This is a genomic window from Fibrobacter sp. UWB3 (assembly GCF_002210405.1).
Classification (GTDB): domain Bacteria; phylum Fibrobacterota; class Fibrobacteria; order Fibrobacterales; family Fibrobacteraceae; genus Fibrobacter.
The window spans coordinates 23,659-50,262 of sequence record NZ_MWQJ01000007.1 but is presented as its reverse complement, the minus strand read 5'-3'; the positions used below and the strand labels follow the sequence as shown (position 1 = coordinate 50,262).

Annotated in this window: 25 protein-coding genes; 5 read left to right on the top strand and 20 right to left on the bottom strand. The window is 48.8% G+C overall.

All coding sequences use genetic code 11. The annotated features are described in order from the left end of the window. Positions 1 to 45 precede the first annotated feature (45 nt). From B7991_RS09115 to B7991_RS09105, 3 genes are read right to left on the bottom strand one after another with little or no spacing between them, the layout of a single operon-like run. Positions 46 to 930 carry a hypothetical protein gene (locus B7991_RS09115; RefSeq protein WP_088630545.1) on the bottom strand — a complete coding sequence of 295 codons (885 nt, stop codon included), beginning with the start codon at positions 928 to 930 and terminating at the stop codon, positions 46 to 48. Positions 931 to 990: 60 nt separating this feature from the next. Further along, a complete protein-coding gene (locus B7991_RS09110) occupies positions 991 to 2,169 on the bottom strand; it encodes an NAD(P)-dependent oxidoreductase (protein WP_088630544.1) in 1,179 nt (392 codons plus the stop codon). A gap of 20 nt (positions 2,170 to 2,189) precedes the next feature. Further along, on the bottom strand, positions 2,190 to 2,510 hold the full coding sequence (locus B7991_RS09105; RefSeq protein WP_088630543.1) for a GIY-YIG nuclease family protein: 321 nt from the start codon (positions 2,508 to 2,510) through the stop codon (positions 2,190 to 2,192). Positions 2,511 to 2,893: 383 nt separating this feature from the next. Here B7991_RS09105 and B7991_RS09100 point away from each other — a divergent pair, with 383 nt between their 5' ends. Further along, positions 2,894 to 4,222 carry a polysaccharide deacetylase family protein gene (locus B7991_RS09100; protein WP_088630542.1) on the top strand — a complete coding sequence of 443 codons (1,329 nt, stop codon included), beginning with the start codon at positions 2,894 to 2,896 and terminating at the stop codon, positions 4,220 to 4,222. A gap of 70 nt (positions 4,223 to 4,292) precedes the next feature. Here the strand turns inward: B7991_RS09100 and B7991_RS09095 are convergent, their stop codons facing one another. The 4 genes from B7991_RS09095 to B7991_RS09080 all read right to left on the bottom strand — a co-directional run bounded on the left by B7991_RS09095 (position 4,293) and on the right by B7991_RS09080 (position 7,569). Further along, a complete protein-coding gene (locus B7991_RS09095) occupies positions 4,293 to 5,003 on the bottom strand; it encodes a hypothetical protein (protein ID WP_088630541.1) in 711 nt (236 codons plus the stop codon). A gap of 178 nt (positions 5,004 to 5,181) precedes the next feature. Further along, entirely contained in the window at positions 5,182 to 5,634 is a 453-nt protein-coding gene (gene tnpA, locus B7991_RS09090; RefSeq protein WP_088630540.1) for an IS200/IS605 family transposase, read from the bottom strand. A gap of 215 nt (positions 5,635 to 5,849) precedes the next feature. Beyond that, positions 5,850 to 6,743: a hypothetical protein gene (locus B7991_RS09085; RefSeq protein ID WP_088630539.1), complete on the bottom strand. Its 894-nt coding sequence runs from the start codon at positions 6,741 to 6,743 to the stop codon at positions 5,850 to 5,852. 10 nt (positions 6,744 to 6,753) lie between these two features. Then, the gene (locus tag B7991_RS09080) at positions 6,754 to 7,569 is read right to left on the bottom strand and encodes a TIGR02147 family protein (protein ID WP_088630538.1); all 816 of its coding nucleotides are present in this window, start codon (positions 7,567 to 7,569) and stop codon (positions 6,754 to 6,756) included. A 313-nt stretch (positions 7,570 to 7,882) separates the two neighbouring features. On the opposite strand from B7991_RS09080, the gene B7991_RS09075 reads away from it, so the two are divergent. Further along, positions 7,883 to 8,455, top strand: a complete 573-nt coding sequence (locus tag B7991_RS09075; protein ID WP_088630537.1) for an NUDIX hydrolase — start codon at positions 7,883 to 7,885, stop codon at positions 8,453 to 8,455. Continuing rightward, positions 8,422 to 9,501, top strand: coding sequence for a sugar nucleotide-binding protein (locus B7991_RS09070; RefSeq protein ID WP_088630536.1), 1,080 nt, complete (start codon positions 8,422 to 8,424; stop codon positions 9,499 to 9,501). The genes B7991_RS09075 and B7991_RS09070 overlap by 34 nt, the downstream gene beginning before the upstream one ends. Here the strand turns inward: B7991_RS09070 and B7991_RS15130 are convergent. From B7991_RS15130 to B7991_RS09020, 11 genes are all read right to left on the bottom strand, one after another. Beyond that, positions 9,470 to 9,943 (bottom strand): hypothetical protein, encoded by a 474-nt coding sequence (locus tag B7991_RS15130; protein ID WP_254917915.1) that lies wholly within the window; start codon positions 9,941 to 9,943, stop codon positions 9,470 to 9,472. The two genes, B7991_RS09070 and B7991_RS15130, sit on opposite strands and share 32 nt — an antisense overlap. Before the next feature lie 330 nt (positions 9,944 to 10,273). Beyond that, a complete protein-coding gene (locus B7991_RS09060) occupies positions 10,274 to 11,014 on the bottom strand; it encodes a hypothetical protein (RefSeq protein WP_088630534.1) in 741 nt (246 codons plus the stop codon). A 62-nt stretch (positions 11,015 to 11,076) separates the two neighbouring features. Then, a complete protein-coding gene (gene tsaA / locus B7991_RS09055; RefSeq protein WP_254917923.1) occupies positions 11,077 to 11,874 on the bottom strand; it encodes a tRNA (N6-threonylcarbamoyladenosine(37)-N6)-methyltransferase TrmO in 798 nt (265 codons plus the stop codon). Between the two features lie 59 nt (positions 11,875 to 11,933). Further along, positions 11,934 to 13,154, bottom strand: coding sequence for a hypothetical protein (locus B7991_RS09050; RefSeq protein ID WP_088630533.1), 1,221 nt, complete (start codon positions 13,152 to 13,154; stop codon positions 11,934 to 11,936). Positions 13,155 to 13,329: 175 nt separating this feature from the next. Beyond that, complete coding sequence (carB, locus tag B7991_RS09045; protein ID WP_088630532.1) at positions 13,330 to 16,548, bottom strand: carbamoyl-phosphate synthase large subunit; 3,219 nt, start codon at positions 16,546 to 16,548, stop codon at positions 13,330 to 13,332. Positions 16,549 to 16,797: 249 nt separating this feature from the next. Continuing rightward, positions 16,798 to 16,974 (bottom strand): hypothetical protein, encoded by a 177-nt coding sequence (locus tag B7991_RS14850; protein WP_176421789.1) that lies wholly within the window; start codon positions 16,972 to 16,974, stop codon positions 16,798 to 16,800. 122 nt (positions 16,975 to 17,096) lie between these two features. Next, positions 17,097 to 17,399, bottom strand: a complete 303-nt coding sequence (locus tag B7991_RS09040) for an HU family DNA-binding protein (RefSeq protein ID WP_014545592.1) — start codon at positions 17,397 to 17,399, stop codon at positions 17,097 to 17,099. A 107-nt stretch (positions 17,400 to 17,506) separates the two neighbouring features. Beyond that, positions 17,507 to 18,634 carry an AI-2E family transporter gene (locus B7991_RS09035; RefSeq protein WP_088630531.1) on the bottom strand — a complete coding sequence of 376 codons (1,128 nt, stop codon included), beginning with the start codon at positions 18,632 to 18,634 and terminating at the stop codon, positions 17,507 to 17,509. Then, complete coding sequence (locus tag B7991_RS09030; protein ID WP_088630530.1) at positions 18,612 to 19,397, bottom strand: hypothetical protein; 786 nt, start codon at positions 19,395 to 19,397, stop codon at positions 18,612 to 18,614. The genes B7991_RS09035 and B7991_RS09030 overlap by 23 nt, the downstream gene beginning before the upstream one ends. After that, the gene (locus tag B7991_RS09025; protein ID WP_088630529.1) at positions 19,384 to 20,115 is read right to left on the bottom strand and encodes a CIA30 family protein; all 732 of its coding nucleotides are present in this window, start codon (positions 20,113 to 20,115) and stop codon (positions 19,384 to 19,386) included. Before B7991_RS09025 ends, B7991_RS09030 begins: the two co-directional genes overlap by 14 nt. Further along, entirely contained in the window at positions 20,116 to 20,619 is a 504-nt protein-coding gene (locus B7991_RS09020) for a hypothetical protein (protein WP_088630528.1), read from the bottom strand. It lies immediately after the preceding gene. A 33-nt stretch (positions 20,620 to 20,652) separates the two neighbouring features. Between B7991_RS09020 and B7991_RS09015 the strand changes: the two genes are divergently transcribed. Continuing rightward, on the top strand, positions 20,653 to 21,477 hold the full coding sequence (locus B7991_RS09015; protein WP_088630527.1) for a tetratricopeptide repeat protein: 825 nt from the start codon (positions 20,653 to 20,655) through the stop codon (positions 21,475 to 21,477). Positions 21,478 to 21,782: 305 nt separating this feature from the next. On the opposite strand, the gene B7991_RS09005 is transcribed toward B7991_RS09015, so the two are convergent. Then, positions 21,783 to 23,729 (bottom strand): FISUMP domain-containing protein, encoded by a 1,947-nt coding sequence (locus B7991_RS09005; protein ID WP_088630525.1) that lies wholly within the window; start codon positions 23,727 to 23,729, stop codon positions 21,783 to 21,785. A 296-nt stretch (positions 23,730 to 24,025) separates the two neighbouring features. Here B7991_RS09005 and B7991_RS09000 point away from each other — a divergent pair, with 296 nt between their 5' ends. Then, positions 24,026 to 25,603, top strand: coding sequence for a biotin attachment protein (locus tag B7991_RS09000; protein ID WP_088630524.1), 1,578 nt, complete (start codon positions 24,026 to 24,028; stop codon positions 25,601 to 25,603). A gap of 209 nt (positions 25,604 to 25,812) precedes the next feature. On the opposite strand, the gene B7991_RS08995 is transcribed toward B7991_RS09000, so the two are convergent. Beyond that, positions 25,813 to 26,577, bottom strand: a complete 765-nt coding sequence (locus B7991_RS08995) for a hypothetical protein (protein ID WP_088630523.1) — start codon at positions 26,575 to 26,577, stop codon at positions 25,813 to 25,815. Positions 26,578 to 26,604 lie beyond the last annotated feature (27 nt).

Below are 26,604 nucleotides of genomic sequence, written 5' to 3'. Positions count from 1 at the left end.
GGGCGCAAAGATAGAAATTTTATAGGCAATTGCCAAGTTTATTTATTAGTGCTTTTTCTCAAGAATCTGGAGGGCCTGCTCGATGATGGCGGGCGACAGCTTGAAGATATCGCTGAGGGTCTGCACGCGGTCGGCAGGCTCAATTTTCGTCATTTTCGAGCCTGTGCTGCTGCGAACGACGAGGTTTCCTTTCTGGTAGTAATACTGGATGCCTTTTTCGCGGTCAAGGCGGTTCAAGACCGGGTAGGTCATCATTTCGCGGTAGAAACTCTCATTCCAGTGATGCTTGAATTCTTCGACAGAGACGCCTTCGACGGGGTACTCGAAGCGGAGCTTCATTGGCGCGCCTGCGCCACCTGTCCAGAGTTCCATCGATTCGAGCGTCGGGCGCACGAGACGAACGCAGTTCGGGGAAAGAGGGAAAAACGCTTCGCCGGTGCCGAACGGCTGCGGGAGCGGCATCTGGAGCGGGTCAAAAATCAAGTAACCCGGGTCAAGAAGGTAGGAATTAGACGAGAGACTAGAGACGAGAGACGAGAGAGGTGACCCCGTCCCGGCACAAGGCCGGGATGACATAGAGGTCGGGGTGACATTCGTAGAAAAAAGTTGCCCCGGGGTGACAACGCTGTCGTCGGGGTCCGGCAAGATAAGCGCGCAGTGGATGTTGCGCTCTTTGCGTTTGTGGCCCATCACAAGACGCGGCTTGAAACCCATATCCGTGAGCGTTTGGTACAGGTGCCACGTCATGCTGAAGCAGGTGCCGCCGCCCATCCAAGAATCAATATCATTCTGGTCGCTATCATCAAGCTTGCGGGCGCCGGTGGCGCTCCCCGTCTGTTCCAGACGGATGATTTTCGTCAAATTCTCGTAGGTGATGTTCGAAATCTGGTTGCAGAGATCGACGACCTTTTTCATGTTCTCGGGGGTCATCGAGATTCCTTCAAATGTACTGTGTAAGGCGCCCCCGGCACTGAGGCCGGGGTGACAGAATTAATCTATTTCGGCGGGGATGCCACCAAGCATGCTGCAAATTTCAGGGCCAATGACGCCATTTTGGATAGCGATGGTGAGCAAGCGCTGTTCAATTTCTTGCGGCGGGAAATGGAGACCATCTTCGAGAGTCGCGGTTTCTTGGACCAAGCGTTCGGCCAAGGCTGCATGGAGCGCAAGCGACGTATCAATGTACTTCAAGTGCGTCGGTTCTTCGAGAATGAAGTTCAGCGGGCCTTTATCGTTGAGCACTTTTTCAGCGGGAACAGTCTCGCCGTATTCATCTTCAACGCCCATATTGGCGAGATTTGCCTGGGTCGAGAGAAGTGCTTCCGTCAATTCCGGGGCAGCAAGGGCATTTTTGACACCCGTCGCCGTCACAACAAAATCGGAATTTTCAATCAAGGAGGCGACAGTTGCATAGTCATGGCAATCCACGACAGCCACGTCATTTTGCTCAAGGACGGCAGAAAAATCGCCTGCGGGCATTGTTTCAGGAGCCGCGGAATGTTCAGCATTTTCGAAATTCGCTGTTTGAGACTGCCCGCGTTTCAAATCCGTCACAACGGTCACATTGCAACCTCGGCGCACACCCTGGAGCGCAATTCCCGAACCAACTTTGCCACTACCAAAAACCAAGAACTTCTTGCCTTCGAAATCGCCACCAAAGCCTAACTTTTCGAGAGCACGGAAATAGCCATCGCCCGTGCCCAAGGAAGTCTCGATGCGCTTGACGATACCACTATCGGCAACGTAAACCGGTTTTTCGGCATTTTTATAATAGTGTACACCCGAACGCGTGAGTTCCACAAAGCCAATTTTCGGGTGGAGCACCGCAAAAGGTCCCGCACAGTCGAGTACCAAGTCTACAAATTCGCCGTGGGATTCAGCTTCGAGCATTTCGGCAGGCGTTACAACGGGCACGCCCCATTCCCTCATAAAGTCCACGACATCGGGGTCGTTAAATTCCGAAAGTCCCACGAGAAGGTCGGCACCGCCCGCCACGAGAGCCCGGTATTCGGTCATGGTGTTGCGGTAAATCGGGGTTGCCACCAGCACACGGAGGCCATCGAACGGACGGGTATGCGTCCATTCGCTTTCAAGCGCCGCAAGTGCGGGGTATTCGTTTTTTTCGTAAACTTCGTCTAGAACGGAGGAGAGAATAGATTGCAGGTTCATATAGGGAAAAATATAGAATATTATACTGTCATGCCTGCCTCCGAGCAGGCATCTCCTATTTCGCCAAACAAGTCTTTCCATTGCGGATTAAAGTTTTCTATCAAATCCATCTTCCATTTACGTTTCCATCGCTTTAGTCTTTCTTCTCGCTTTATAGCATCTGTAATATTGAAAAAGAGCTCATAGTAAACAAGACAATCTGCATTATACTTTTCAGAAAAGCCATCACTTACCTTCATTTTATGTTCCAGAGTTCTTCTATACAAATCATTAGTTACACCAGTATAAAAAACAGTCTTGTATTTATTCGTCAATATGTAAACGTAATAGTTATTATTCATTGTTTCTCCTAGAAGGGTATTACAGCACAATTCTCACAGTTGCACTTTTGTCAAGCCCTACTTGATAGGGCTTCTCCATTTAGTTTTATAAGGAGATTCCCGCTCAAAGGCGGGAATGACAATGCATGTCTACTTATTTAACACGCTTTTTTCAGAGATATTGATCAAGATTTATTGATAAATAAATGTTACAAGAAGGAGATTCCCCATCAAGTGGGGAATGACAGTGCAGAAATCGGAACAAGAGGAGATTCCCGGTCAAGCCGGGAATGACAATGTCTACTGTTGCATTACTATACAACAAAAAGAAATTTAACGTGGGACGGTTCTTTATATATGGGGGTAAATTATTTTCGCATAATACTATTAACAAGGTGTGGATAATGAACTACAAAAAAATTTCTATTGCCTCTGTCGCAGTTGGGATGTTCGCAGCAGGCGCAGCTTTCGCTCAGAATGCAGAAATTGCAACCTGGTCGGGCTTCCGCAAGGGCGCTGCTTCCTTTACATTTGACGACGGCGCACCGAGCCACGTGACCGATGCAGGTCCGACATTCAAAAAATATGGCTACAAGGCCACTTTCAACCTCGTTGTAAACTGGAACCCCAACTGGAGCGGATTCCAGGGTTTGGCCGACGAAGGTCACGAAATCGCAAGCCACAGCAATAGCCACGGCAATAACATGAGTGGCGAAGAAGCATCTTCGAAAAAGAGCATCGAAAACCATATCACGCAGAAATACGGCATCATCACGGTCGCCTACCCGAACTGCAACGTACCCAACGAAAGCGCCGTCAAGCAGAACTACATCGTGGGCCGTATCTGCAACGGCAGCTGGAAGGGCATGAATGATGAAATGGGCAAGGACGGTCCATCCAACTGGGCTCAGGTCCCCGCCACCATGACTGGTGCCGAAGGCCAGCTCAAGAGCACGAACGACTTTACCGGCAGAATGCAGAAAGTTATCCAGAGCAATGGCTGGGCAGCATTCCTCACGCACGGTTTCCAGGGCAAGAACAACGGCAACGCCAACTACTCCCCGACCGATCTCGGCGCTATCGAAGGAGCCTTGAAGTGGGCAAAGGAGAACGATAAGGACATTTGGGTTGCCCCGATGGGCCATGTCGCTATGTACCTCAAGGAACGCAATGCCTCCAAGATTGAATCGAAGGATGGCGGTGCAGCAAACACCATGTCGTTCGAACTCAAGCACAATATTGCCGACAACATTTCCAAGTATGACTACCCGCTTTCCATCAAGGTGAAGACCGACTGGACCAAGGTGGAAGTCACACAGGGCGAAGCAAAGCTTGAATCCAAAGTAGATGGCGGTTACGTTTACTTTGACGCAGTCCCGAACGCAGGCACAATTATCGTGAAGAACGCAAACGCTGCTGCTCCGGAATCTTCCAGCAGTTCTGAGCCGCCGGCAAGTTCCAGCTCTAGCGAAGTCGTCTCTTCTAGCTCGAACGGCACAATCGCTCTCCCGACGCAATCACTTGACGGTCGCCACCTCGTTGCATACGTTGACGCAAGCGGCTACATCACCGTGCAGAACGCCCAGGGATTGAACATCACGGTGTTCAACAGCCTCGGCAACGTTGTCCGCACCACCAAGGGTATCGGCATGTTGCAGAAAGTCTATACCGGTGCCAAGGGCATGTATGTCGTAAAAATCGGCAACAGAGCTTGGACAATGAACATCAAGTAGTTCAAAAAAGTTTGTGGTTTAGGGAAAGCCCGCTCCAATCGGAGCGGGCTTCTACGTTTTCAAGGAATTCTTAGAGGACTTCCTCTTCGGTTTTACAATGATCAATAAGCTTTGAAACCCATTTTTTCCAATATGGATCATAATAGACATCCATTTTCGCAAAAACTTTGCAAACAGCATTCGCTCTAAAGGTTCCATCATCAAGATCAACCCACCCTACTGCAGATTCTGAATAAGAGCCGTTTTCGAGAATACAATCCGCCTTAAATTCCATCTCATCGTCAAAATCGTAAGTGTACAAGGACTTGTAAAAGACGACTCCATCCGCAGTAGCAACCGCACCAAGCTTATACAATTCGGGTTGTTTTTTTTCAAGTTCAAACTTCAAACTACATCTAAATTCTTTTAAAGAAGCATAACTTATCATTTCCACAGGCAAATGCACAACACCAGATTCTTCCTTCATCGAGACAAAAGAAAAATAGTACAGCGGATCAAGATCAGGATTATCAGCCGGACTCGGTTCGCAAGACATACAAGAATCAACAAAACCATTTTCCAAAAACGACTGAACCAATCTATTATAGGATTCTTGAGCATCAACAGAATCAATAAATTTCTGACTGCCTACGCCTCCCATAGCATACGCTTTACCAGATTGAGTTTTATAAATATCAACCATCATTTCTGGTGCTGTATTTTCCAGATCGGAACAAGCACAGAATGTCGCCATGACACTCAATGTTACAATCGAAAGAAAAATGTTTTTTGAAAAATTCATAGAAGTTTGTATTCAAATGAAACCCCACTACGATAGAAGTGGGCTTCTTGTTCGGTTGATACGGTTAAATCACAAACCACCCCTAAAAGGGGTGGTTTGCACTGAGCCTAGAAGGCTTTATTACTACCGAGCGCCTAAAAGACGCTTGCTTTCACTTCGTTCAAGCCTTGTGGACTGATTACCGGCCACCCTTAAAAGGGTCGACGTATTCCTTGGTTGTTAAACGATCTTCTATCTGGTCAGCTTTTTCCTGATCGCGGATATACTTTTCTACAGTCGCTGAATTTAATCCAACCGTACTGACATAGTACCCCGTGGCCCAAAAGTGTTTGCTGCCAAACTTGTACTTCAAATTTGCATGGCGTTCAAAAATCATCATCGACGATCTGCCTTTTAGATAGCCCATAATGTCTGACACCGCATATTTAGGCGGTATTGAGAGAAGAAGATGGACATGGTCGCTCATTAAATGACCTTCTATAATTGTCACTCCTTTCCATTTACACAAATCTTTTATAATTTCACGTATATCGGCCCGCAATTGATAATAGATTATTTTGCGGCGATACTTAGGAGTAAATACTATATGATATTTGCACACATATTTTTTGTGCGCTAGACTTTCTGCCATTTTGGGATGTCTCCTGTTGATAGTGTCGGCTTGAACAACTAAACATTATCAATTTTGGGGACATCCTTTTTCATTCATTCGTTAGTGCTGAAGCTTCAATCTCACCCGCATGCGGGTGGTTGTTAAAGACGATGCTTCGCATCGTCTTGATCCTAAAGGATTAATAAATAGCTCCCGCTCTCACGAGCGGGAGCTTTTTTCTTTATATAAAAATTTTAAAAGAACTGAATAAAATCATCGATGCTTCGAGCTAAAACGCAACTTTCAATCATATACGTAGCATACTTTTTCCAATAAGGATCTGTGTAAGTTTGAACGCCGTCCTTCAATTCGGCATTGGCATGACATGTCATTTGAAGACCGTCATCCTCAACAAGTTCACCATTTTCGAGAGCACAATCCATTCTGAATTCTTCTCTGACAGTAGAATCAACCGATAGCAAATATTTTATAGCAGTAAGGTCTTTATAGAATTTATGATCTTTTCCGTTAAAGTGAACTTCATAACGAGGCATAAAACTAAAATGGTTATCGAGAAAATAGCTGTTGAAATAATCTTCGTTACTCATTTGCACGTAGTTTCCATCTATATCAACATAATTAATTCCACAGCTAACATCTATTCCAATTTCAGGAAAAGACTCATAGCCATGTCTAAACAAAATATCGCCATGGACCAAACCATCCTCATCCTTCATTGCCATGTAGGTTTGCCGATTCATTTTATATGTACTATAATCACTGGGAATTTTTTCATCTATAAGACGTACGGTAGGATCGATATTAAGGATTGATTGAACAGCCCTGTCAAAGGATTCATGAGCAGTAACCGAATCTGTCTGATAACCGGTTTCTCCTGCTATATGACTATAAGTCACCGCAGTTCCTTTACGAACACTTGTAAGAGCGGCCACAGTCCCTTCATCTCGTAGGTACGAAAGTACAATTAGAGAATTCGATGACCCAGGCTCTACAGACGAACTAGAGAGTTCAGCCATCGTGTTCGTTTGTTCATCAGCCCCCACCACCTTATTATCGGAACAAGCGGTAAAGGCGCCCATCACGCTCATGGCTGCGAGCGAAAGCGGAATGATTTTTTTGATATTCATGGTTTCCTCCTTATACTTTTTCCGACAGCGGGAAAAGCTGTAAATTTAAACGATAAACTTGGTTGATTTTTTTGGATTCGCCAGCAATGGCAATAACTTGTTTGCGGAAACGGTCCACCTCTTCGGAGAGGCGTATTACCGTAGCTTCGTCCACGCCAATCGTCACACCCGAGATGTTACGTTCACCCGGAGCGATTTTTTCGATAGCTTCGCGGGCAAGATCAATCATTTGACCATTCATGGAGCGGAGAGCAAGCGTTAGAGATTCTCCAGAACCCGTAATAACTTTATCCGTTTGTTCATAAACGTTTTCACCAAGCGCCTTGAGCAAATCGAGTTTCACCAAAAGCTTTAGCGAATCGCGGACTTGCTGCGCCGTAAACGTATGCTTGATTTTTTTGACAATTTCACCTGGAAGCGCGCCAGGCATCAACGGCGCAAGTTCACGAACAACAGAATTCACCGCCGATTCATAATAATCAAATGCATCCGCATTCAACACTCGAGCATGCTGTTCACTTGCAAGCCCCTTCATCTTGAGGAACGCCTCTTTTTTCTTGTCATCGTCTTTGGCATTCGTGAATTCAACCATGAGCTTGAAATACTCGCATTCAAATTCATTCAGCCCCATCGCAGCAGCCACAAGCGGGACGCCCACGCGGCTCAGCGAGCTCTTGCCATCGCATACAAGTTTCAAGTACGATGGCGACGAGAACCCGGCGATTTTGGAAAATTCGCGCCACGAAAACGCAGAACTTCTCTTTCGCCAGTCGAAATAATCAAGCATGTACTTTCGGTAATCTTGATATTCGGTTATCGGTTTCATGTTTTAACCTCCTTACAAACTCAAATATACGTCATTTGTATACACCTCGCAATAGGCAAGATGATACAAAATTCTTGATTTTTTGCAGAAATACGCAAATTTTATAAATTTCGAAAATTTTTAAAATTTAATGAATCAGTAGTAGATGTAGATGAATCAGAGACGAAAAGGAGATTCCCCATCAAGTGGGGAATGACAAAGCCGGGGTTCGCTCAAGATGACGATGCATAACGAGAGGGTGGCGCCCGCTTACTTCGACTGCGCTCAGCACAGGCTCTGGCGGGCATGACATTGTATTTTCTAAATTTGGGGTATGAAACCGTGGAAATTGTTGGATTCTGAATTTTTGGTGGATGCGCCGTGGCTGAAGGTCGCAAAGGAAACATGCGAACTGCCAAACGGCAAGGTCATCGATGATTTTTATACGTTATGGCAACCCGACTGGGTTTTGATTCTTGCACGCACAAAGGAAGGCAAGTGGGTCATGACGGAACAGTACCGCCACGGGACGGGAAAGATTGCGCTTGAGTTTCCGGCAGGGATTATAGACAAAGGCGAAACGCCGAAAGAAGCGGCAATCCGCGAATTACAGGAAGAATGCGGGTACGGGGTAAAAGGCGCCCCCGGCACTGAGGCCGGGGTGACAATGTATCTCGGGTCGTTCCCGGTAAATCCGGATAGGCATCGCGGAAAATTCCATGTAGTGTTTATCGATGGCGTGGAACGCCTTGGCAAAACGAGCTTTGACGACACGGAAGACATCGAGACGTTCCTGTACACGGACGAAGAATTTCAGGCAAAAGTTGCCGACGGTACATTCAATCACCCGCTTCAAATCGCAGGCTATTTCAAGTGGAAATTATCGCAATCCGCCTCCCGATCTTAATTCTCGGGCTGAACGGCGTTCCAGGCTTTGCGCTTTTTAGGCATTTCAATAAACTGTACGGCAACGTGACCGTTCGCGAGAACGTGCCGGGCGTTATTGGCATCCGGCCGATTAAACACCCTTGCGTTTTTGGCGAAAATGTCTTCGGCGTAGATGCCGAAGAGACCGAACGCTTGGGCGAGCTTTTCAAGAAATTCCGCTTTGGGACCGTCATTGACGCAAGTGGAAACTGCGCGCTCAAAGCTTGCGAATGCGACCCCGCCCGCAGCAGGCTTTTGAATTACAGCCAAGGAGTCGACGCAGCCACGCTTGCGGCCCGCTATAACGCGACACTTATCCGCATTTCAGCCGACATGGTCTTTAGCGGTGACGAGAAGACAAAGCCAAACCGCCCATACGTCGAAACCGACCCGAAAGACCCCATCCACAATTACGGCAAGCACCAGGCCGAAGCCGAAGATGCAATTACCGCCATCAAGCCTGACGTCGTGATTTTACGCGTGCCGCTTCCGATGGACTACGCGCCCGGCGGATGCGCCGGCGCTATTGACTGGATTACGTACCGGTTCCGCCCCGGTCGCCCGGCGACCTTGTTCACCGACGAATACCGCAATCCGCTTTCGGGTCCGGACCTTTGCCGCACCGTACAATACATCCTGGAACATAAATTTCCCGCAGGCATTTACAACTGCGGCGGTCCACGTCGCGTTTCACTCTACAATGTCGGCCAAATCGTAAATGCCGTTGGCGGCTACCCCGCCGAACTCCTCCACGGAGTGCCGCGAATTGAAGGCGGTCCGATGCCTCCACGCGTGGGAGATATCAGCATCAATTCAGAAAAGCTCTACAAATTGCTGCCGCCAGGATTCATTAAGCCTTGGCCCGCTTTCGACTGGCTCGTGCCCGACAGCTTCGACTGGCACAAAACTTTTGGACGCAATATTAAAGACAAACGTAAAATGGGCAGCGATGAGGCTATCACAAGCTTGCTTGTCAACGGAGTAAATACGTTTTTTATCCGCGAGTTAGGCGGAACAAGAGCGTAAACGATTTGCGGCCGCCACCATCGCTACCATAGTAATCATCTTCAAATCCGATAACACTCGTAAAAGCGAGCGCAACGCCAATCAACCAGGTTTCACTCACCCACCAATCCTTACCCACTTCATAGCGCAAGAAGTAACTTTCCGTCACCACATCATCGAAGTTGTCTTCTACACGGACACCTAAAATATCAAGCCCGCCGGAGAACCCAAAATAAAGTCCCCTCAACTGCGAAGACGGATTGCGGAACGGATAAACAGAGAAACCGGCACCAAACCAGCCATAAGCAGCAACCGCATCGAATTCACGCTTATAATAAGATTCGCTACTTTCTGACTGGAAAATCAATTCGCCATTTTCATCGGCGATATAATGTTGTTCGATATTATTTTCTTCGCGTATCGCAGTACCCCTGTAAAGGCCGCCCATAAACGTAAAGTACAAGGAGACTACATTTCCAATAGCACCGCCAAATCTAAAATCTAGCGAAGGAAATTCGAAGCCACTAAAATCCCAATGTTTTTTCGGGCCCCAATATCTAACACTTTTTACAACATATCTACCCAAAGTTTTATCCCAATCGCCTTTTTCATCACGATGAGAATTATATTCGTCTTTGGACAAGCTCATGTAAGATAAACCAAGGCCTACGCTAAAAAAACTGCCGCGATGTTCACAGGGAACCGCAGGCTTATTCTCTTCTGGGATTTGAGCCCAAGCTACCGACGCAGCCATTAACGCAACGATCAATACTTTAAATATCTTCATTGTCAATTAACCACGCGTCATACGGAACGAAAGCGACAGAACATTATCGGACCTATGGGATTTGACGGTTTCCCAAACCAAGCTGCTATGAGCAAAGCCTATTCCAAAGCCAATCGCATAGTGGTCATTAATCCACCATTCCTTGCCCGTTTCCAATTCAAAACCAAATCCGCCATTTCCGGTAGCACTATCATGACCACCATTTATCACAGCCACAAACAAGGTGTATCCCAACGAGCCACCAACAAAGAATCCATTCATTGGCGAATTCTTGTCGCGAATCGGATAGAAGGTTGCGCCAAAGCCAAAATACGTTCTAAAGTTGTATGCATCGTTAGAAGTCGGAATATCTACATTTTCTATTTCAGGAACATTGATACATCCAACTTCCGTGCAGCGTTCATGATATCTCTCATTGAAATAATCTACCGTTCCCATAAAGAATCCGACATTAAAAACAGTATGGAAAGCTACCAAATCAGCAATGGCGACACCGAACTTAAATTCACCGAGAGCAAAAGAACCGCCGCTAAACTCATAATATTCAACATCATGGCGTTGACGATCATTGTATTTACCAGTATCGTCAAGGCTGTTGTAGAACCAGTTATAGGCCGTACCAAAGGAGGTGCTATTGTAGAATCCACGATGTTCACGCGGGGCATATTTGCCGATTGTAGGGACAGACTGGGCGCAAGCAAATGTTGCAATGCACAAAGTAAATATCGCAATAAGTTTATTCTTCATATTTCTGACAAGAAACGTTTAATTTGAGCAAAATATAACAAATTCAATTAGACAAGAATCTATTAAAAGATCTTGAGAAAGTCTCGGTGAAGTTGTTTATCACCGTACTTGTCTTCGGCACCGGGGGTTAAATCAGCCTCGGAATAGCCACTCGAAATACGCAAAAGCAAGACTTTGCGATTCGCATCATCATAGCGAAAGTGAATGCGGAACGTTCGATAAGCGAGCACGCCCATTTTGGAATTTTCATCGACTGTCAAGCGACGGCGTGAACTGTCAAAAACATCTTTCGAAAAATTTCCACGAGAAAGTTGCACATGAGCAAAGCTTTCCAAATCAAAAGCGCTACGTTCTGCAATCCAGCGATTTTGTTCGGCAAACTCGGTAGACATTTCGACCGTCCACAGCTCCCCCACTTGCTCTTCGACCCAGCCTGCTTTAGCATCCGGAAACGCATCCGCCATCGGGATGTACGGCTTGATGTCAAGCACGGGCGTTCCGTTCAGCAAGTCAGCCTCATCGACATAAAGCGTCAGCCCTTCGACTTTCAGGAGTCGCACGCAACTAAGACCAATCGGATTTGGGCGATATGGACTGCGGCTAGCAAAAGTGCCTACGCGATCTTTGCCCTTGGGCGGTACAGGAGGGCGCGTTGTCGGACGCCAGCCTTCATTTTCATGGAACTGGAAAATCACCCAGATGCGTTCAAAGCCATCCAAATCACGGAGGGCTGTTTCGAAATTCATCCCCGGCTTCAGCACAATGCGGCCAGGATGCCCAGCAAAAAGGCGCCCCTGTCGGGGTGCATCGTACTTGTAAACGGCATCACCGTAAAATGTACCTATCGGACAAATCTGCACAGCAGAAATATAGATAATAGAGGGAGTCGCCAAGATGTAGGGGATCAAACGCCTTTACGTCAATCGCTGTAATAACCGCGAAGGTCGTAAACCAAGTTGACCGAAACTCGGCCAGAATTCGAAAAAGACTTTCCCAAGGTCCAATCGTAGCGCAACATCAACGAAAGCCAATGAGACTTGGAACTAGACGCTAAAAGGTTATACCCGATATCGCCACCCAAGAACCAACCTTTATACGATCTATCATAAGCGCCACCCCAAACGATATCGACAAAGAGCCCCTTACGCTGCGAGAATCTATGGACCGATTCAAACGCCCATCTAGATTGGGTCTGTCCCATAGTGCCCGCATAATCCAGTTCCCAAAGCCATGAGTGATGATCCGAAAAGCCCCACACAAAAGCGAAACGCATATTCGGATACCATTTACCATAAAGATCCTTGCTACCAGCCGCAACCTCCAATCCAACATAATCAGAAAGATAGCACAACAGATCGGCAGCAATCCCCGCAAAGACGCCACCGGCAGTACTCGCAGATTCTGTAGCGCGGCACCGAGCCTCATGGGTATTGGAGTAATCCACCACTTCGGTATTGGGGCTATCGGGCTCCACATCCTGATTCATGACCAAACACGTCAACGAATAAACAACGGATTGCAGATTTTCGTCTTGCGAGAACTTTTTATGAACGCCCTTGACGACTTTGGAACCGTGCAAGCGTACCATCCCCGCCCAGTAATAATCTTTCAATTTTATCAGGAACAGCTGGACATTGACCTTGTTGCTGTTTTCGGAAAGCTTATACCCAAGCACCCCAAGAGCCGATTCCGCCCTTTGAGTTGCAAGATTCGCCTTACGGTCTTCAACATCTACAAATACGGGATCCATAAAATATACTTCGTCCGGTTTTTCGCCTTTGTAAATCTTTGACGCCTTTCCCAAAGACATCTTGAGCATGGTTTCCACGGCGTTGTCAACGTCATCCACTTCCGCGACCACAGAAGAATCCGTTTCGATTTGACCATCTGCCAAGAACTTTTTCATCTGTATATGATGCATCACAGGGTTCGTTGATGAAAAAGAAACCCCAACCTTTTCAATATGATGGCTGGGAACATAGCCCAATTCCGCCAAATAGACCGTCGCCATAGCCTTCAGCTTTTTCGCCGAAAGGTCTCGTGGGCCACGGCTATCGCCTTCAATGACCTGCACTTCAACCGCTCCCGCAAATGCAGCAAGGAACACCAACAAAGAAAAAATACGAGAAAACAAGGACATTGGATTAAAATACTAAATATCAATTGCTAATTCGCACAAAATATAGATAAAAGAGATGAGTGGTAAATTAGGATAGATGATGTACAAAAAAGGACTGCAGAGATGCAGTCCTTTGAATGTTTTGATACGTTTTTAAAGGCGACCCCGGCACAGGCCCGGGGTAACACTTTAGGCGTTAAACTTCCTCGATAGAGGCGTGATATTCCTGAAGGCTCTTCACAGCGCCGTGGCCATTACGAGCGGCGGCGATGCCCTTGACGGTGTTGTAGGCACCGGCGAGCGTCGTGATGTAAGGCACCTTGTACTTGATGGCGGCCTTGCGGATAGCGCTTTCGTCCTTGATGGCGTCGCGCTTTGCCCACGGCGTGTTGATGATGAGGTTCACCTGCTTGTTCAGGATGATATCGAGAACGTTCGGGCGGCCCTCAGCAATCTTGTTCACGACTTCGCACTTGACACCGGCTGCTTCGTAGAACTTGGCGGTACCTTCGGTAGCGTAGATCTTGAAGCCGAGCTTCTGGAATTCCTTACCGATTTCGATGGCCTGTTCGGAGAGGTTCACCTTATCAGACAAGCTAATCAGCACGGCACCTTCGTTCGGGAGGAAGGAGCCTGCGGCTTCCTGGCTCTTGTAGTAAGCGAGAGCGTAGTCGTCGGAGAGGCCGAGCACTTCACCCGTGGAGCGCATTTCAGGGCCGAGAACCGGGTCCACCTTCGGGAACTTGTCGAACGGGAACACAGCTTCCTTGGCACCGTGGTGGTTAAACTTCTTGTCCTTGAGCTTGAGGTCTTCGAGCTTCGCGCCGAGCATGAGGCGGGTCGCGAGGCGGGCCATCTGCGTGTTACAAACCTTGGAGACCAGAGGCACCGTGCGGGAGGCGCGCGGGTTGGCTTCGAGGACGAACACCTTGCCGTCTTCGATGGCGTACTGCATGTTCATGAGGCCGCAAACGTGGAGGGCTTCAGCAATCTTGCGGGTGTAATCCTTGATGGTTGCCAAGTTTTCCTTGGTGATGGTCACCGGCGGGATGATGCAGGCGGAGTCACCGGAGTGGACACCGGCAAGTTCCACGTGTTCCATCACGGACGGGATGTAAACGTGTTCGCCGTCAGAGAGGGCGTCGGCTTCGCATTCGAGAGCGTTGTGGAGGAAGCGGTCGATGAGGAGCGGACGATCCGGGGTCACGCCGACAGCCTTGGCCACGTATTCGCGGAGCATGTTCTCGTCGTAGATGACTTCCATGCCGCGGCCGCCAAGCACGAAGCTCGGGCGGATCATCACCGGGTAGCCACCGATCTGCTTGACGCAAGCGAGGGCTTCATCGATGTTCGTAGCCATGCCGCTTTCCGGCATCGGGATGCCGAGCTGGTCCATCATCTTGCGGAACAGGTCGCGGTCTTCGGCGATGTCGATGGAGTCAATGCTCGTACCGAGAATCTTGACGCCTTCGTCGGAGAGGGCGCGGGCAATGTTCAGCGGAGTCTGGCCACCGAACTGCACGATCACGCCAGCCGGCTTTTCCTTGTGGTAAATCTGGAGAACGTCTTCGAGGCTGACCGGTTCGAAGTACAGCTTGTCGGAAGTATCGTAGTCGGTAGAAACCGTTTCCGGGTTGCAGTTCACCATGATGGTTTCGTAACCCATTTCGCGGAGAGCCATTGCTGCGTGGCAGCAGCAGTAGTCGAATTCGATGCCCTGGCCGATTCTGTTCGGGCCACCGCCGAGAATCATGATCTTCTTCGGATTGTTGGAAGCGGTAGATTCGTCCTTGCAGTTGTAGGTGCTGTAGTAGTAGAACTGGTTTTCCACACCGCTCACCGGCACTGCGCACCAGCCTTCCACCACGCCGAGTTCGGTACGCTTCTTGCGCACGTCCTTTTCGCGGATGCCAAGAATCTTGGCAATGTACTTGTCGCTGAAGCCGTCCTTCTTGGCCTTGACGAGGAGTTCGTCGGCAGGCAGGCGGCCCGGAGTCTTGAGCATTTCTTCTTCGAGTTCCACGAGTTCGCGCATCTGCTGCACGAAGTAGGCCTTTTCGTAGGTGGCGGCGAAGATTTCTTCGTCGGTAGCGCCCTTACGGATGGCTTCGTACATCTGGAAGTGGCGTTCGGAGCTCGGGGTCTTCATCATTTCAAGGAGTTCTTCCTTGCTCTTCTTGTTGAAGTCCTTCGCAAAGCCGAGGCCGGAACGACCATTTTCGAGACCGCGGATAGCCTTCTGGAGGGTTTCCTTGTAGGTCTTGCCGATAGCCATGACTTCGCCCACGGCCTTCATCTGGGTGCCGAGGCAGTCATCGACGCCGCGGAACTTTTCGAATGCCCAGCGAGCGAACTTGAGCACAACGTAGTCACCGCTCGGGGTGTACTTTTCGAGGCTTCCATCGCGCCAGTACGGAATCTGGTCGAGGGTGAGGCCTGCGGCGAGCTTTGCAGAAATGAGGGCGATCGGGAAGCCGGTAGCCTTGGAAGCAAGGGCGGAAGAGCGGCTGGTACGCGGGTTGATTTCGATAATCACCACGCGGCCGGTCTTCGGGTCGTGAGCGAACTGCACGTTGGTACCGCCAATCACGCCGATGGATTCCACAATCTTGAAGGCCTTTTCCTTCAGTTCTTCTTCGAGCTTCTTGTCGATGGTGAGGAACGGGGCTGCGCAGAAGGAGTCGCCGGTATGCACGCCCACCGGGTCGATGTTTTCGATGAAGCAGATGGCGATCATCTGGTTCTTGGAATCGCGAACCACTTCGACTTCGAGTTCTTCCCAACCGAGGATGGATTCTTCGATGAGGCACTGGTGCGTCATGGAGAGTTCAAGACCGTTAGAGCAAATGGTGCGGAGTTCTTCCACGTTGTAGCAGAAACCGCCGCCTGCACCGCCCATGGTGTATGCCGGGCGAACCACGACCGGGTAGCCGATTTCAGCAACGATCTTTTCGGCTTCTTCCACGGAGTGGCAAATGCCGGAGCGCGGGGTGTCGATACCGAGCTTCTGCATGGTTTCCTTGAAAATTTCACGGTCTTCGCCGCGTTCGATAGCGTCGAGGTTCACACCGATGACCTTCACGCCGTACTTGTCCAGCACGCCAGCCTTGCTGAGTGCTGAGGCGAGGTTCAGGCCGGTCTGACCGCCCAAGTTCGGGAGGAGTGCCTGCGGGCGTTCCTTTTCGATAATCTGGGTGAGACGGGCGACGTTCAGCGGTTCGATGTAGGTGGCATCGGCCATGACCGGGTCGGTCATGATGGTAGCCGGGTTAGAGTTCACGAGCACAATCTTGTAACCCTGTTCGCGCAGGGCCTTGCAAGCCTGGGTGCCGGAATAGTCGAATTCGCAAGCCTGACCGATCACGATCGGGCCAGAACCGATGATAAGGACTTTGTCGATGCCTTCAATCTTCATTTTGTTTATCTCCGTTGACTAATTATTTATTAAAAAACAAAAAAGCTGAACCAAAAGGCTCAGCATCTTTAAAATCAAAAATGGAAATAGAAAAACCAGCGAACGGCGCAACATCGTGCATGTCACAGGTGTACATTACATTTTTTGTAATCACGTTCATCACTTTCCTATTTCGCAAAGACTTAAACTTGTGCAAATATAGAATAAGTGATAAATCCTTTCAATAGCGGGTTACAAAAAACGACTATTTTATAAGTCTTCATCCACAGAATCATCAAGATCATCCGGCTGCGGATTGTCCTGACAAATCGGAAGGCTCGGATCATCCAAGCATTCATCCGGAGTATTCGTACCAGAATTAGAAGAACATGCCATAAGGCAAAAAGCAGCAGTGGCGAAAATCGAAACAAGAATTTTGCGTCCCATATAAAACCTCTAAGTTGTTATCCGTCAATATAATAAACTCATCGCAAAAAAATTTCTATCAAAATAAAAAGGGCCGCCCTAAAGCGACCCAACCTTTGCAAAAAGCAAATCTAGCTCAGAAATTACTTCTTAGCCGGCTTGTTCTTAGCAGCGGTTTCCTTGAGAGCTGCACCAGCCTTGAAGCCGACAGTCTTGGAAGCCTTGATCTTGATGGTAGCACCAGTCTGCGGGTTGCGGCCAGTACGTGCAGCGCGGGACTTCACAGTGAAAGTACCGAAACCGATGAGCTGAACGTTGCCGTCCTTCTTGATGCCAGCAGCAATGCCGTCGAGAACTGCGTCGATTGCGCGAGCAGCAGCAGCCTTGGATTCAATGCCAGCTTCCTTGTTAGCGAGCACGGCTTCAATGAGATCTTGTTTGTTCATTTTATAACTCCTTGAGTCAGATTTGTGAATTGTTTGGTAATATTATACTTTTTTTTTCTTAGATAAGATGGTTTTTTATTGAAAAAAGTTTTTAAAACCGCATAAAATCAAGCCTTAGGAGCCAGTCTGCCCGCATCTTCTACGTACTGGTCGGCTCTAGTCCTTAATTTCTCTACATAGACAAGGCAAATACACGTGAAGGGAATCGCCACCAAAAGTCCCAAAAAGCCAAGCAACTTGCCCCAAATCGAGAGAGATAAAAGGATCCCCACCGGCGGCAAATTCATGGACTTACCCACAATGTGCGGCACCAAAAAGAAGTCCTGAATAATCTGCACGACAAGGTAAATCGTGAGGATAATCAGAGCCACTTCCCAGAACGGCATGCCCTTGTCTAGAGCGTAAACCACCGCCAGTAGTAAGGCGAGCGGAATGGTCGTGAGTTGCATGTAAGGGATCATGTTCAACGCCCCGGAGAAAAGTCCAAACGCCATGCCCATCGGGAGTCCCATCACGCTAAAACCAATTGCATACAAAACGCCAACCGTAAAAGCAACCATCGATTGAGCACGGAAGTACGTACCCATGAACTGGTCTGTCGAGCTTGCAAACTCACCCGCTTCACGACGATAGCGACGCGGAATCAAGCGGCGAATGCCTTTTCTGATTTTATGCATATCAAGCATAATGAAGACAAGGTACATGAACACGACTGCTGCACTGGAGATGCCCATAACAATCGTAGATGTCTTCGAGAGAATATCCCAAGCGCCCGGAAGAATGCGGTCAGAGACCGTCTGCACCACGCTCCACACATCAAGCGATTCCATCGCCTCGGCAATGCTATTCCAAGAAATCATCGTCTTCACGGAGGCCCACGTATCTGCAGGCAAGAACGTCATGATTCGATCACTCCAGGTGGAGTCCGTAAAGATTCGAGAAATAAGCGTCCCTAAGTATTGAACTTCATGCACGACTTTTGGAATAAAGAAATACATACAACCGCCAATAATAATTGCGGCTCCCAAAAGAACAAGTACAACAGCAATAACACGATAGCGGAATTTTATTTGCAATCTACAGACAAGCGGGTCCATGATGTAGGCAATCAAGAACGCCGCAAAAAACGGGAACAAGACTCCGCTCAAGTAATTCAGTACAACAAGAGAAACCGCTACTGCAACAGCAATCAGCACATAGCGCATCACCCTATCAAGCGTCCAATTTCTTTGCATTTTCCCTCCTGCATAGTTTCGCAGAACATACTAAAAATAGCACAAGCCCAAGCAAAATGGCACCGAGTACGATATACATCGTTTTCTTTTGGCCTTCATTTGCACCCCAGAGTCGCACATAGCGGATTTCCATTTCATCCGGAATGCCACGAAGCGTCGAAGCGCCACTTACAATTTCAAAGAAGGCGGCACGGTTCAAGTACGTTTTGCCATCATCTTCTTCAAGTCCCTGCTGCGAGAGCCACCATTCCGGAACTCGAAATTCACTGAGCGAAATTTTACTCACCGCAAAGCGTTCTTTTGAGCCTCCCATCAGCAAGTAGGGCGCCGACGGGATTTCCTTTTCCAGAACGCGAAGGTTCGCATAATCTCCATTCCGCGTATAGACCGGGTCATCCGTCAAAATGCGGAGTTTCATGGAATTCATGCGTTTCGAAGCAACATGCACTTCCATGGAATCGAACTTCGTCAGGTCAAAAACTCCGGCAGGCCGTTTGTCCACAGACTTCAAGTTAAAGCCAACGCCCGCATACGTAAACGCCTTGCCCGAATGGATGACCACAGAAGAGGTTAAGAGCGTATCCGTCAATTGGACTTCGCTTGTCGAAAATCCTCCAACAGCGCTATCGTTCAACGGAAAAACTTCAAACGTCCGCTCAGGGAAAAGCTCCACCGCCACTCCCCCACAGCGTGAATAGAAAAAGCCCCAAGCAATCAGCAGGACCAGGAAAATCGAAATTCCAATCCACCTACTTTTTTTCATCGTACTCCTTCACAGGGTGGCTACGCCCAATCGCCACGATCATAAGCCCAAGAATCATGAACAAAAAAATTCCGTAAGCCGTATTGCTTATACCGCTTGCAAAAATTTCTCGGACATTTACGACAAAGTTCTTTCCACGAGGCTGTTTCCACCCTGCTGAAATTTCCACACGCGCAACGCTTTCGTGATGCAAACGATTTTTCGAGCGCTTGACACCAAGATCGTCATACCAAAAGTCCGGGATGTAGAAATGTTCAAACGGAATAGCAATTTTGTTGCGCCCCGTTTTCACAGGGACTTCTTTCAGCAACATCTTGAACGTATTCGACTTTTGCATGTCCGTCACATCCGGGTCATACGTCCAGACTTTCACAAGGATTTCATCTGTCCCGGCGATATCAAGGTCCATATAAAGCGTATCGACATTCTTCCAGTTGTGGAATTTCTTTTCGCCTGCCGGATCAAAGTCAAATACAAGTCCACACCAAGTCGGTTTCTTTTCATCAGTCCCCAGTGCACACTGGAACAAAGCCAAGGAATCAATCGACTTGAACTGGACAACAGACGTTCCCCCGGCTGCATTGTCGTCAAATGCAGATACTTTTGCACCATCCCCTAGTGGAAACACCGTTTCAGCAAATCGCTCTTTCGGAAGCATTACATAGATGGCAACAACAATAATCGCAATGATTGCTAAAATCGTATATGATTTTTTCATTTACTCAAAAAATTTCCTTAAAGTTCTATTGTACTGAATGTAATCCAGCGGATCTTCTTCCACAGGCTTTTCACCAAAGACCTTGTTCACAAGCGAATCAATCCAATGGATAAAGAAGAAGTGATGCTTGCCTTCTTTTGCCTGCGGAGCCGCCTTGATGTCCAAAGACCACTGCAAAAGCTGTTTCACCGTCGAAGGCGGCATATGGAACGTTTCGCAGCAAGTCGTCACGTAGCCATCGAAACCGTAATGCGGGAGCTTGCCTTTCACAAGCGGCTGACCGTGATCGATGCACACCGGATTTTCGCAGGGCGGGTCCTGCACGTTTTTCTTGTTCAAGTCATTGAGCCACAATTCGCGCGTCTTGTCCGAGAGTCCGCCGTAAAAGGCAAACGTCTGGTTGCACGGGAAATAGATGGAATAACACTTCGGGCAAATCCTCAGATCAAGATTGACAATTCTGAGGGACTCGACTTCTGAACCGCAAAAAGAACATTTACACATACTTTGAATATAGTTAATTCTATATTTAACCGCATGGCTAAAGTAGTTCAAATTACAGCAGAAAATTTTGAAGAAGAGGTCATCAAGGCCTCTGAAACGCGCGCTGTCGCGATTCTTTTCTCTTCCGCAGAATATCCGGATTGCGCTCCGTACTCCCAGTTGGCAGGTCAGCTTTCCACAAGCATGGACTTTACGCTCGGCGTCGTAAGCTGCGATGACCGCGAAAACATGCGCCTTATCCAGATGTTCCGCGTGCAGTCCGTCCCCGAGATTCACGTGGTCGACAAAGGCCAGATTGCAGACGTCATCCAGGGCGTGCTCCCCGAAGCAGACCTCAAGAAGCGTCTCGAAAAGTTCTACGTCTCCGAAGAAGCCCGTTTCCAGACCGCACTCGAAGACGCCATTGCACAAAAGAACTTCGACCAAGCGCTCCCGATGCTCGATGAAGCTCTCGCCAAGAACCCAAACGACAAGAAGCTCCAGCTCCTGTGGGCAAAAGCAAGCCTTGGTCTCGGCGATACCGCAAAGGCAAAAGATATCCTCTCCAAGTTTGTCGAAAGCGACGACCAGTACCGCGAAGCCAAATCGCTTTTGGAACTTCTCGACTTCCACGCCGAAGTTGCCAAGAAGGATGTCCAAGGTAAAGAAGCTATCGTCTATCACGAAGCTTGCAAGCTCGCCTGCGCCGAAGATTTCGAAAGTGCTCTCCAGGCATTCCTGAACTTGTACGTAGAAGCTCCGGAATGGAACGACGGCGCAGCCAAGAAGGCGATGCTCACGCTCTTCGGCGTTCTCGGCCCCAAACACGAGCTCACTTGGAAGTACCGCGCAAAGCTCAACACGATGATGTTCATTTAACAGGCAACCACAAGGAAAGCACCCGTCCCAATGACTTTACTTCTCGCCATCATGTTCATCGTATTCGTCGTGGGCGCGCTCATTCACGGGTATTTTTCCTTTGCCAACGTTGAATACAGCTTTCGCGAGCATCCTGTGCAATTCGTTGTCGTCCTCCTAATCATGCTCGGGGCGGCAATACTTTGCACGTACCTGTTTCTCAAAGAAATCGGTGTTCTGAAATAGCAAAAAAACGCGGCTCGAAAAGCTGCGTTTTTTAATTACTTTGTCAAGCCCTTTGCGGGCTTTTCTTTTTTAAGCTTTAATTACTTGCACTTGGAATTAGCAAGGTTCAGCAAGTTCTTATAAGCGGCCATGCACCTTCTGTGATCTTTGGTGCCTTCAACATAAGAATAACATTCGCCAAGCTTGTTATTAGCCATATCGCGTTCCTTGCACTTTTTCGGAGCGGCTTCGGCAGCCGGCTGAGCCTTCTGCTGTTGCGGCTGGGCAGCCTTGATCGGAGCATCATAAGAGTACACGAACACTTCAATACGGTTGTTCTTCATGCGGTTATCCGGAGTTGTATTCGGAACGAGCGGTTCATCGCCACCCTTACCCGTCGCAATGATGTCCTGACCCGAGAGGCCTGCCATCAGCAAGTAGCTTTTCACTTCTTCGGCGCGCTTCAGAGCAAGTACACGGCTTCTTTCCGGACGGTCAAGGTTATCCGTATGAGAGACAATTTCAATCGTCTTGCCGTTATAGTTTCTCAAGTGGCTAGCAAGTCTGTTCAAGCCGTCAGAAGATTCGCGCGTAAACTTGGACTGCCCCACACCGAACGTCACACCCTGCAAAATGAACTTTTCGAGGATGGTCTTGTTCGCCTCATTTTTAACGTTATTCGCCGGAGCAGCAGGAGCCTGAGACGTCTTCACAGCCGGTTTTGCAGAAGACGGAGCATTCTTCACACAACGGAGCTTATTCGTATAAGCGTCACCATGCTTGAAATACGGAGAAGCCTTTTCACGAATGGCATTGTACTTCCAGTCCACATAGGTCATTTCGTTACCGTTGCTGGAGGCCGTCCAGTAGCCACGCTTGAAGTCAAAATTCAAGCTGCACGGATTTTCCTTCACATCGCGATTGGTTCTTGCACGCTTGTCGTTTGCACGCAAGTCAAAATCAGAAGCCTTCGAGAAAAGCTGTTCGTATTCAGCCTGTTCAGGGACATGCCAGCCACTCGGGCAAGCACGACCAAGGCTTCTGGCTTCCATTTCGTCCAAGCGATCGAGAATCAAGTCTTCAGCCATCCACACCTGGTCGCCAATCTTGAGCGTCCTATAAGTCTTTCCGGTCTTGTCCATCACGCCGCCTAAACGGTCCTTGCATGCCGCTTCCCAATTCTGGATGCAACGCACAGAATAGCCATTCGCCTTACGGCCCTGGAACGCAAACGTTTCGAGATTCTGTCCTCTGAAGCTCATGGCATCAGCGCGGTCACCGCCCTTTTCATCGCCAAGCCAGAAGAATGCACGGTTGCCAAGGTCGATATAGCGTTCGCCATCGACATAGTAACCGCCGTCAACTACTCTAAAGCCGTTCAGATTAAAGTCCTGGTAGTTGAGATCATCGCCCATCGGCAAGCTCCATCCATCCGGGCAAGCCTTCTTTGCAGCGTTCCACGTATAAAGTCTACCGTAGTTTTCGCAATTTTGGGTACTGTTGTCATAGCAGTAGCTTTCCGGCAAGCGGAACTTCAAGTTTTCGGCCATCCAGACGCGGCCACCAATCTTTACTGTAGAATAGCGTTCGCCATCGCGGTTGTCGATCAAGAGGTTCTTCGACTCATCGTATGTCGAAGTATTCTGGTACTTGTTCGAAGCATACTGGTTCTGCTGAACCGGCTGAGTAGGACGCAAACCCTGCAGGGCACGTTCTTCTTCAGAAATGCTGCAGTCATATTCCTGCGGAAGCTTGCCGAAATAATAGTTGTACTTATCCGGCGTAATCCAGATTTCACTACTACCAACAGACGAACGCATAAAAGAACGCGGATAATTGACGCATCTGTAGAGCACATTGGCGCAACGATCGTCCTTCTTTTCCGTTCTATACGTGTCCTCCATATCCGGACAGCGCCAGTAGCAGGAATTACCGAACATATCGTCAAAGCTACAGGTAATCACGGTTCTGTCGCCAGACGGAGCGGCAAACGCCGAACCGGCAGCAAGAAAAGTAGTAGCTACAGCTAGAGCGTACTTTTTATTCATAAAGACTCCGTATTCCAACACAATTGATGTGTAATATTTGATTAGGACAAAAATACATTTTTCACAATACGTATTTTTTGATGATCCAATGAATTAAAGAGTTTCAACAGCACTTAAAAAGAAAACTTTTGTTTACATTCAAATTCCTATCTTCAGGCTCCAAGTTCTAATTTTTGAGCTCTAAATCATCCCACATTTTTCCTCGTCACTCGACTCTAGTCTCTCGTCTTTTCTATCTTTGACCCCGTATTTTATTGTACAGTAAAACAAGGGACTAAATCCCACAGGAAAACATTATGAAAAAGATTCTGTTCCAAGACACCTCGTTCCGTGATGGCTTCCAGTCCATCTTCGGCGCTCGCGTGTTCATGAAGGACTTCATGCCTGCCGTTGAAGCAGCCGTGAAGGCTGGCATCACCCACTTCGAAGCAGGTGGTGGCGCCCGTTTCCAGGCTCTCTATCAGAACTGCGGTGAAGACGCATTCGACATGATGGACGAATTCCGTCGCGTTGTCGGTCCGAAGATCCGCCTCCAGACTCTCGCTCGTGGTATCAACGTGGTTGCTCTCGCTCCGCAGCCGCGCGATATGATCAAGCTCCATGCCGACATGTTCAAGAAGCACGGCATGACTCGTATTCGTAACTTCGACGCTCTCAACGACGTCAACAACCTCATTTACTCCGGTAAGTGCATCACGGACGCAGGACTTGAACACGAAGTCGTCGTCACCATGATGGAACTTCCTCCGGGATGCGACCTCAACGCCGCTCACAACCCGGAATTCTACGAACGCATCCTCCGCAACATCTTGGACGCCGGTGTTCCGTTCGCTTCCGTCTGCTTCAAGGACGCTTCCGGTACGACGAACCCGACCAAGGTCTACGAAACGTTCAAGCGCGCTCGTAAGCTCCTTGGCGATAAGGTCGAACTCCGCATCCACAGCCATGACACTTGCGGTACTGGTGTGGCTCAGTACAAGGCTGCTATCGAAGGTGGCGCTGATGGCGTCGACCTCGGCCGCAAGCCGCTTTCTGGCGGTACGGCTCAGCCGGACCTCTTCTCCATGTTCCACGCCCTCAAGGGTACAGAATACAAGCTCGCCCTCGGTGAAGACAGCATCGTCGACGATCACATTCCGGAACTCATGGAAGCTAACAACGTCGCTGTTGAATGCCTCAAGGACTACAACTTCCCGCCTGAAGCACGTCAGATTACGACCGACGTTATCTTCAGCCCGATGCCGGGTGGCGCTCTCACGGCTAACACGCTCATGATGCGCGAAACCAAGACCTTCCACCTTTTCCCGAAGGTTATCGAAAACATGAGTGAATGCGTCCGCCGCGGTGGCTTCGCTTCCTCTGTGACGCCGGTTTCTCAGTTCTACTTCCAGCAGGCTTACATGAACACCTTGAACCAGGCTGCCGGTCGCGGTACGTGGTTCAAGATGACCGAAGGCTACGGCAAGATGCTCCTCGGTTACCAGGGTAAGACTCCGTGCGAACCGGATCCGGAACTCGTGAAGATTGCAGCTGACCAGTTCAACATGAAGCCGTTCAAGGAAGCCTATCCGGGCGTCCAGTGCGCAGAAGAAATTCTTCCGCCGGGCATTCCTGCTGCAAAGAAGCTCCTCGAAGAAAATGGTCTCCCGGTCAACGACGAAACCATCTTCATCACGGGCTGCCTCCAGACGAAGGCTGGCAACAAGGGTATCGAATTCCTCAAGGGCAACCGTCACATTGGCGTGCCGAAGAAGGATCCGAACGCAGCACCTGCTGTCGACACCAAGAACATGAAGGCCGGTGCAGCAAGCACCTACCGTATCGCCCTCGGCAACCAGAGCTGGGACGTTCAGGTTCAGACCCTCAGCAAGTAAGAGTTTTCGCGAAGTCCTCTGGGCTTCGTTCAAGACTTTACAAAAAAGACTTCGAGCATCCGCTCGAAGCCTTTTTTATATTCCCCAAAACGCAGAAAGGACCTCAAGAAAATTCTTGTGGTCCTTATTTTCAAAGGAAATGAAGGAAATATATGAACAGAGAAATATTCAGAACAAACTAGACCAACATTTCATTCAGCGAGCATACGCTAAAAGCTAAACGTCTTGCCGACATTCACACCATAGCCAACTTTTTCTACGGCAAAGATACCGCCATGGAATCCAGACGGATGGAAGTAATTCAGCATGAAGCCGATATTCATCGTCTTGAGCCACATGAAGTCCGCATCCAGAGCAATCACGCCATACTGTCCGAGCCTTGCGCCAACGCGAGCTGCAGAATAAAGCTTTACGCCATATCCTTCATCGTCATTTTCGGCAAGAATCTTCCCAAGATCGTCACGAACGTCATCGAAATCGCCACCACCTTCAAACAGCTGAATACCGGCGCCAAGTCCCAAAATCATAGGGCCAACGTCAAAGTCAGCACCGATGGCGATACGTTCCTGCAAGCTCCAAAACGAATACTTTTTCTTCCCTTCCGAAGACGCAAGCCAAGCCATATAGCCATCATTGCACTTGCTCGCTTCCGAGCAATCGAACGAAGCCTTACCGCCCTTGCCTCCAAAAGCCGCTTCTACGTACAACGGAGACGCAGCTCCAAGAGGTCTATAATTCAAGGCCGCCGTTCCGCCAGCAGAAAAGCCATCCTTGACGTTAAGCCCCGTCATCTTCGCACCTCCATAAGCATCAACTGACAACGCCATCGAAGACGAATCTCCATTAACAGCGACACGAGGCTGATGAGCCACAATCATCTGAGACGACCCCATCGAACTCAAATGCGGATTCAAGCAACCGCACAACGACAAAGCTGCCACAGACAGCATACAAAAAAGTATTGATTTTTTCATTTTGTTCTCCAACTTATTTGTTTTATG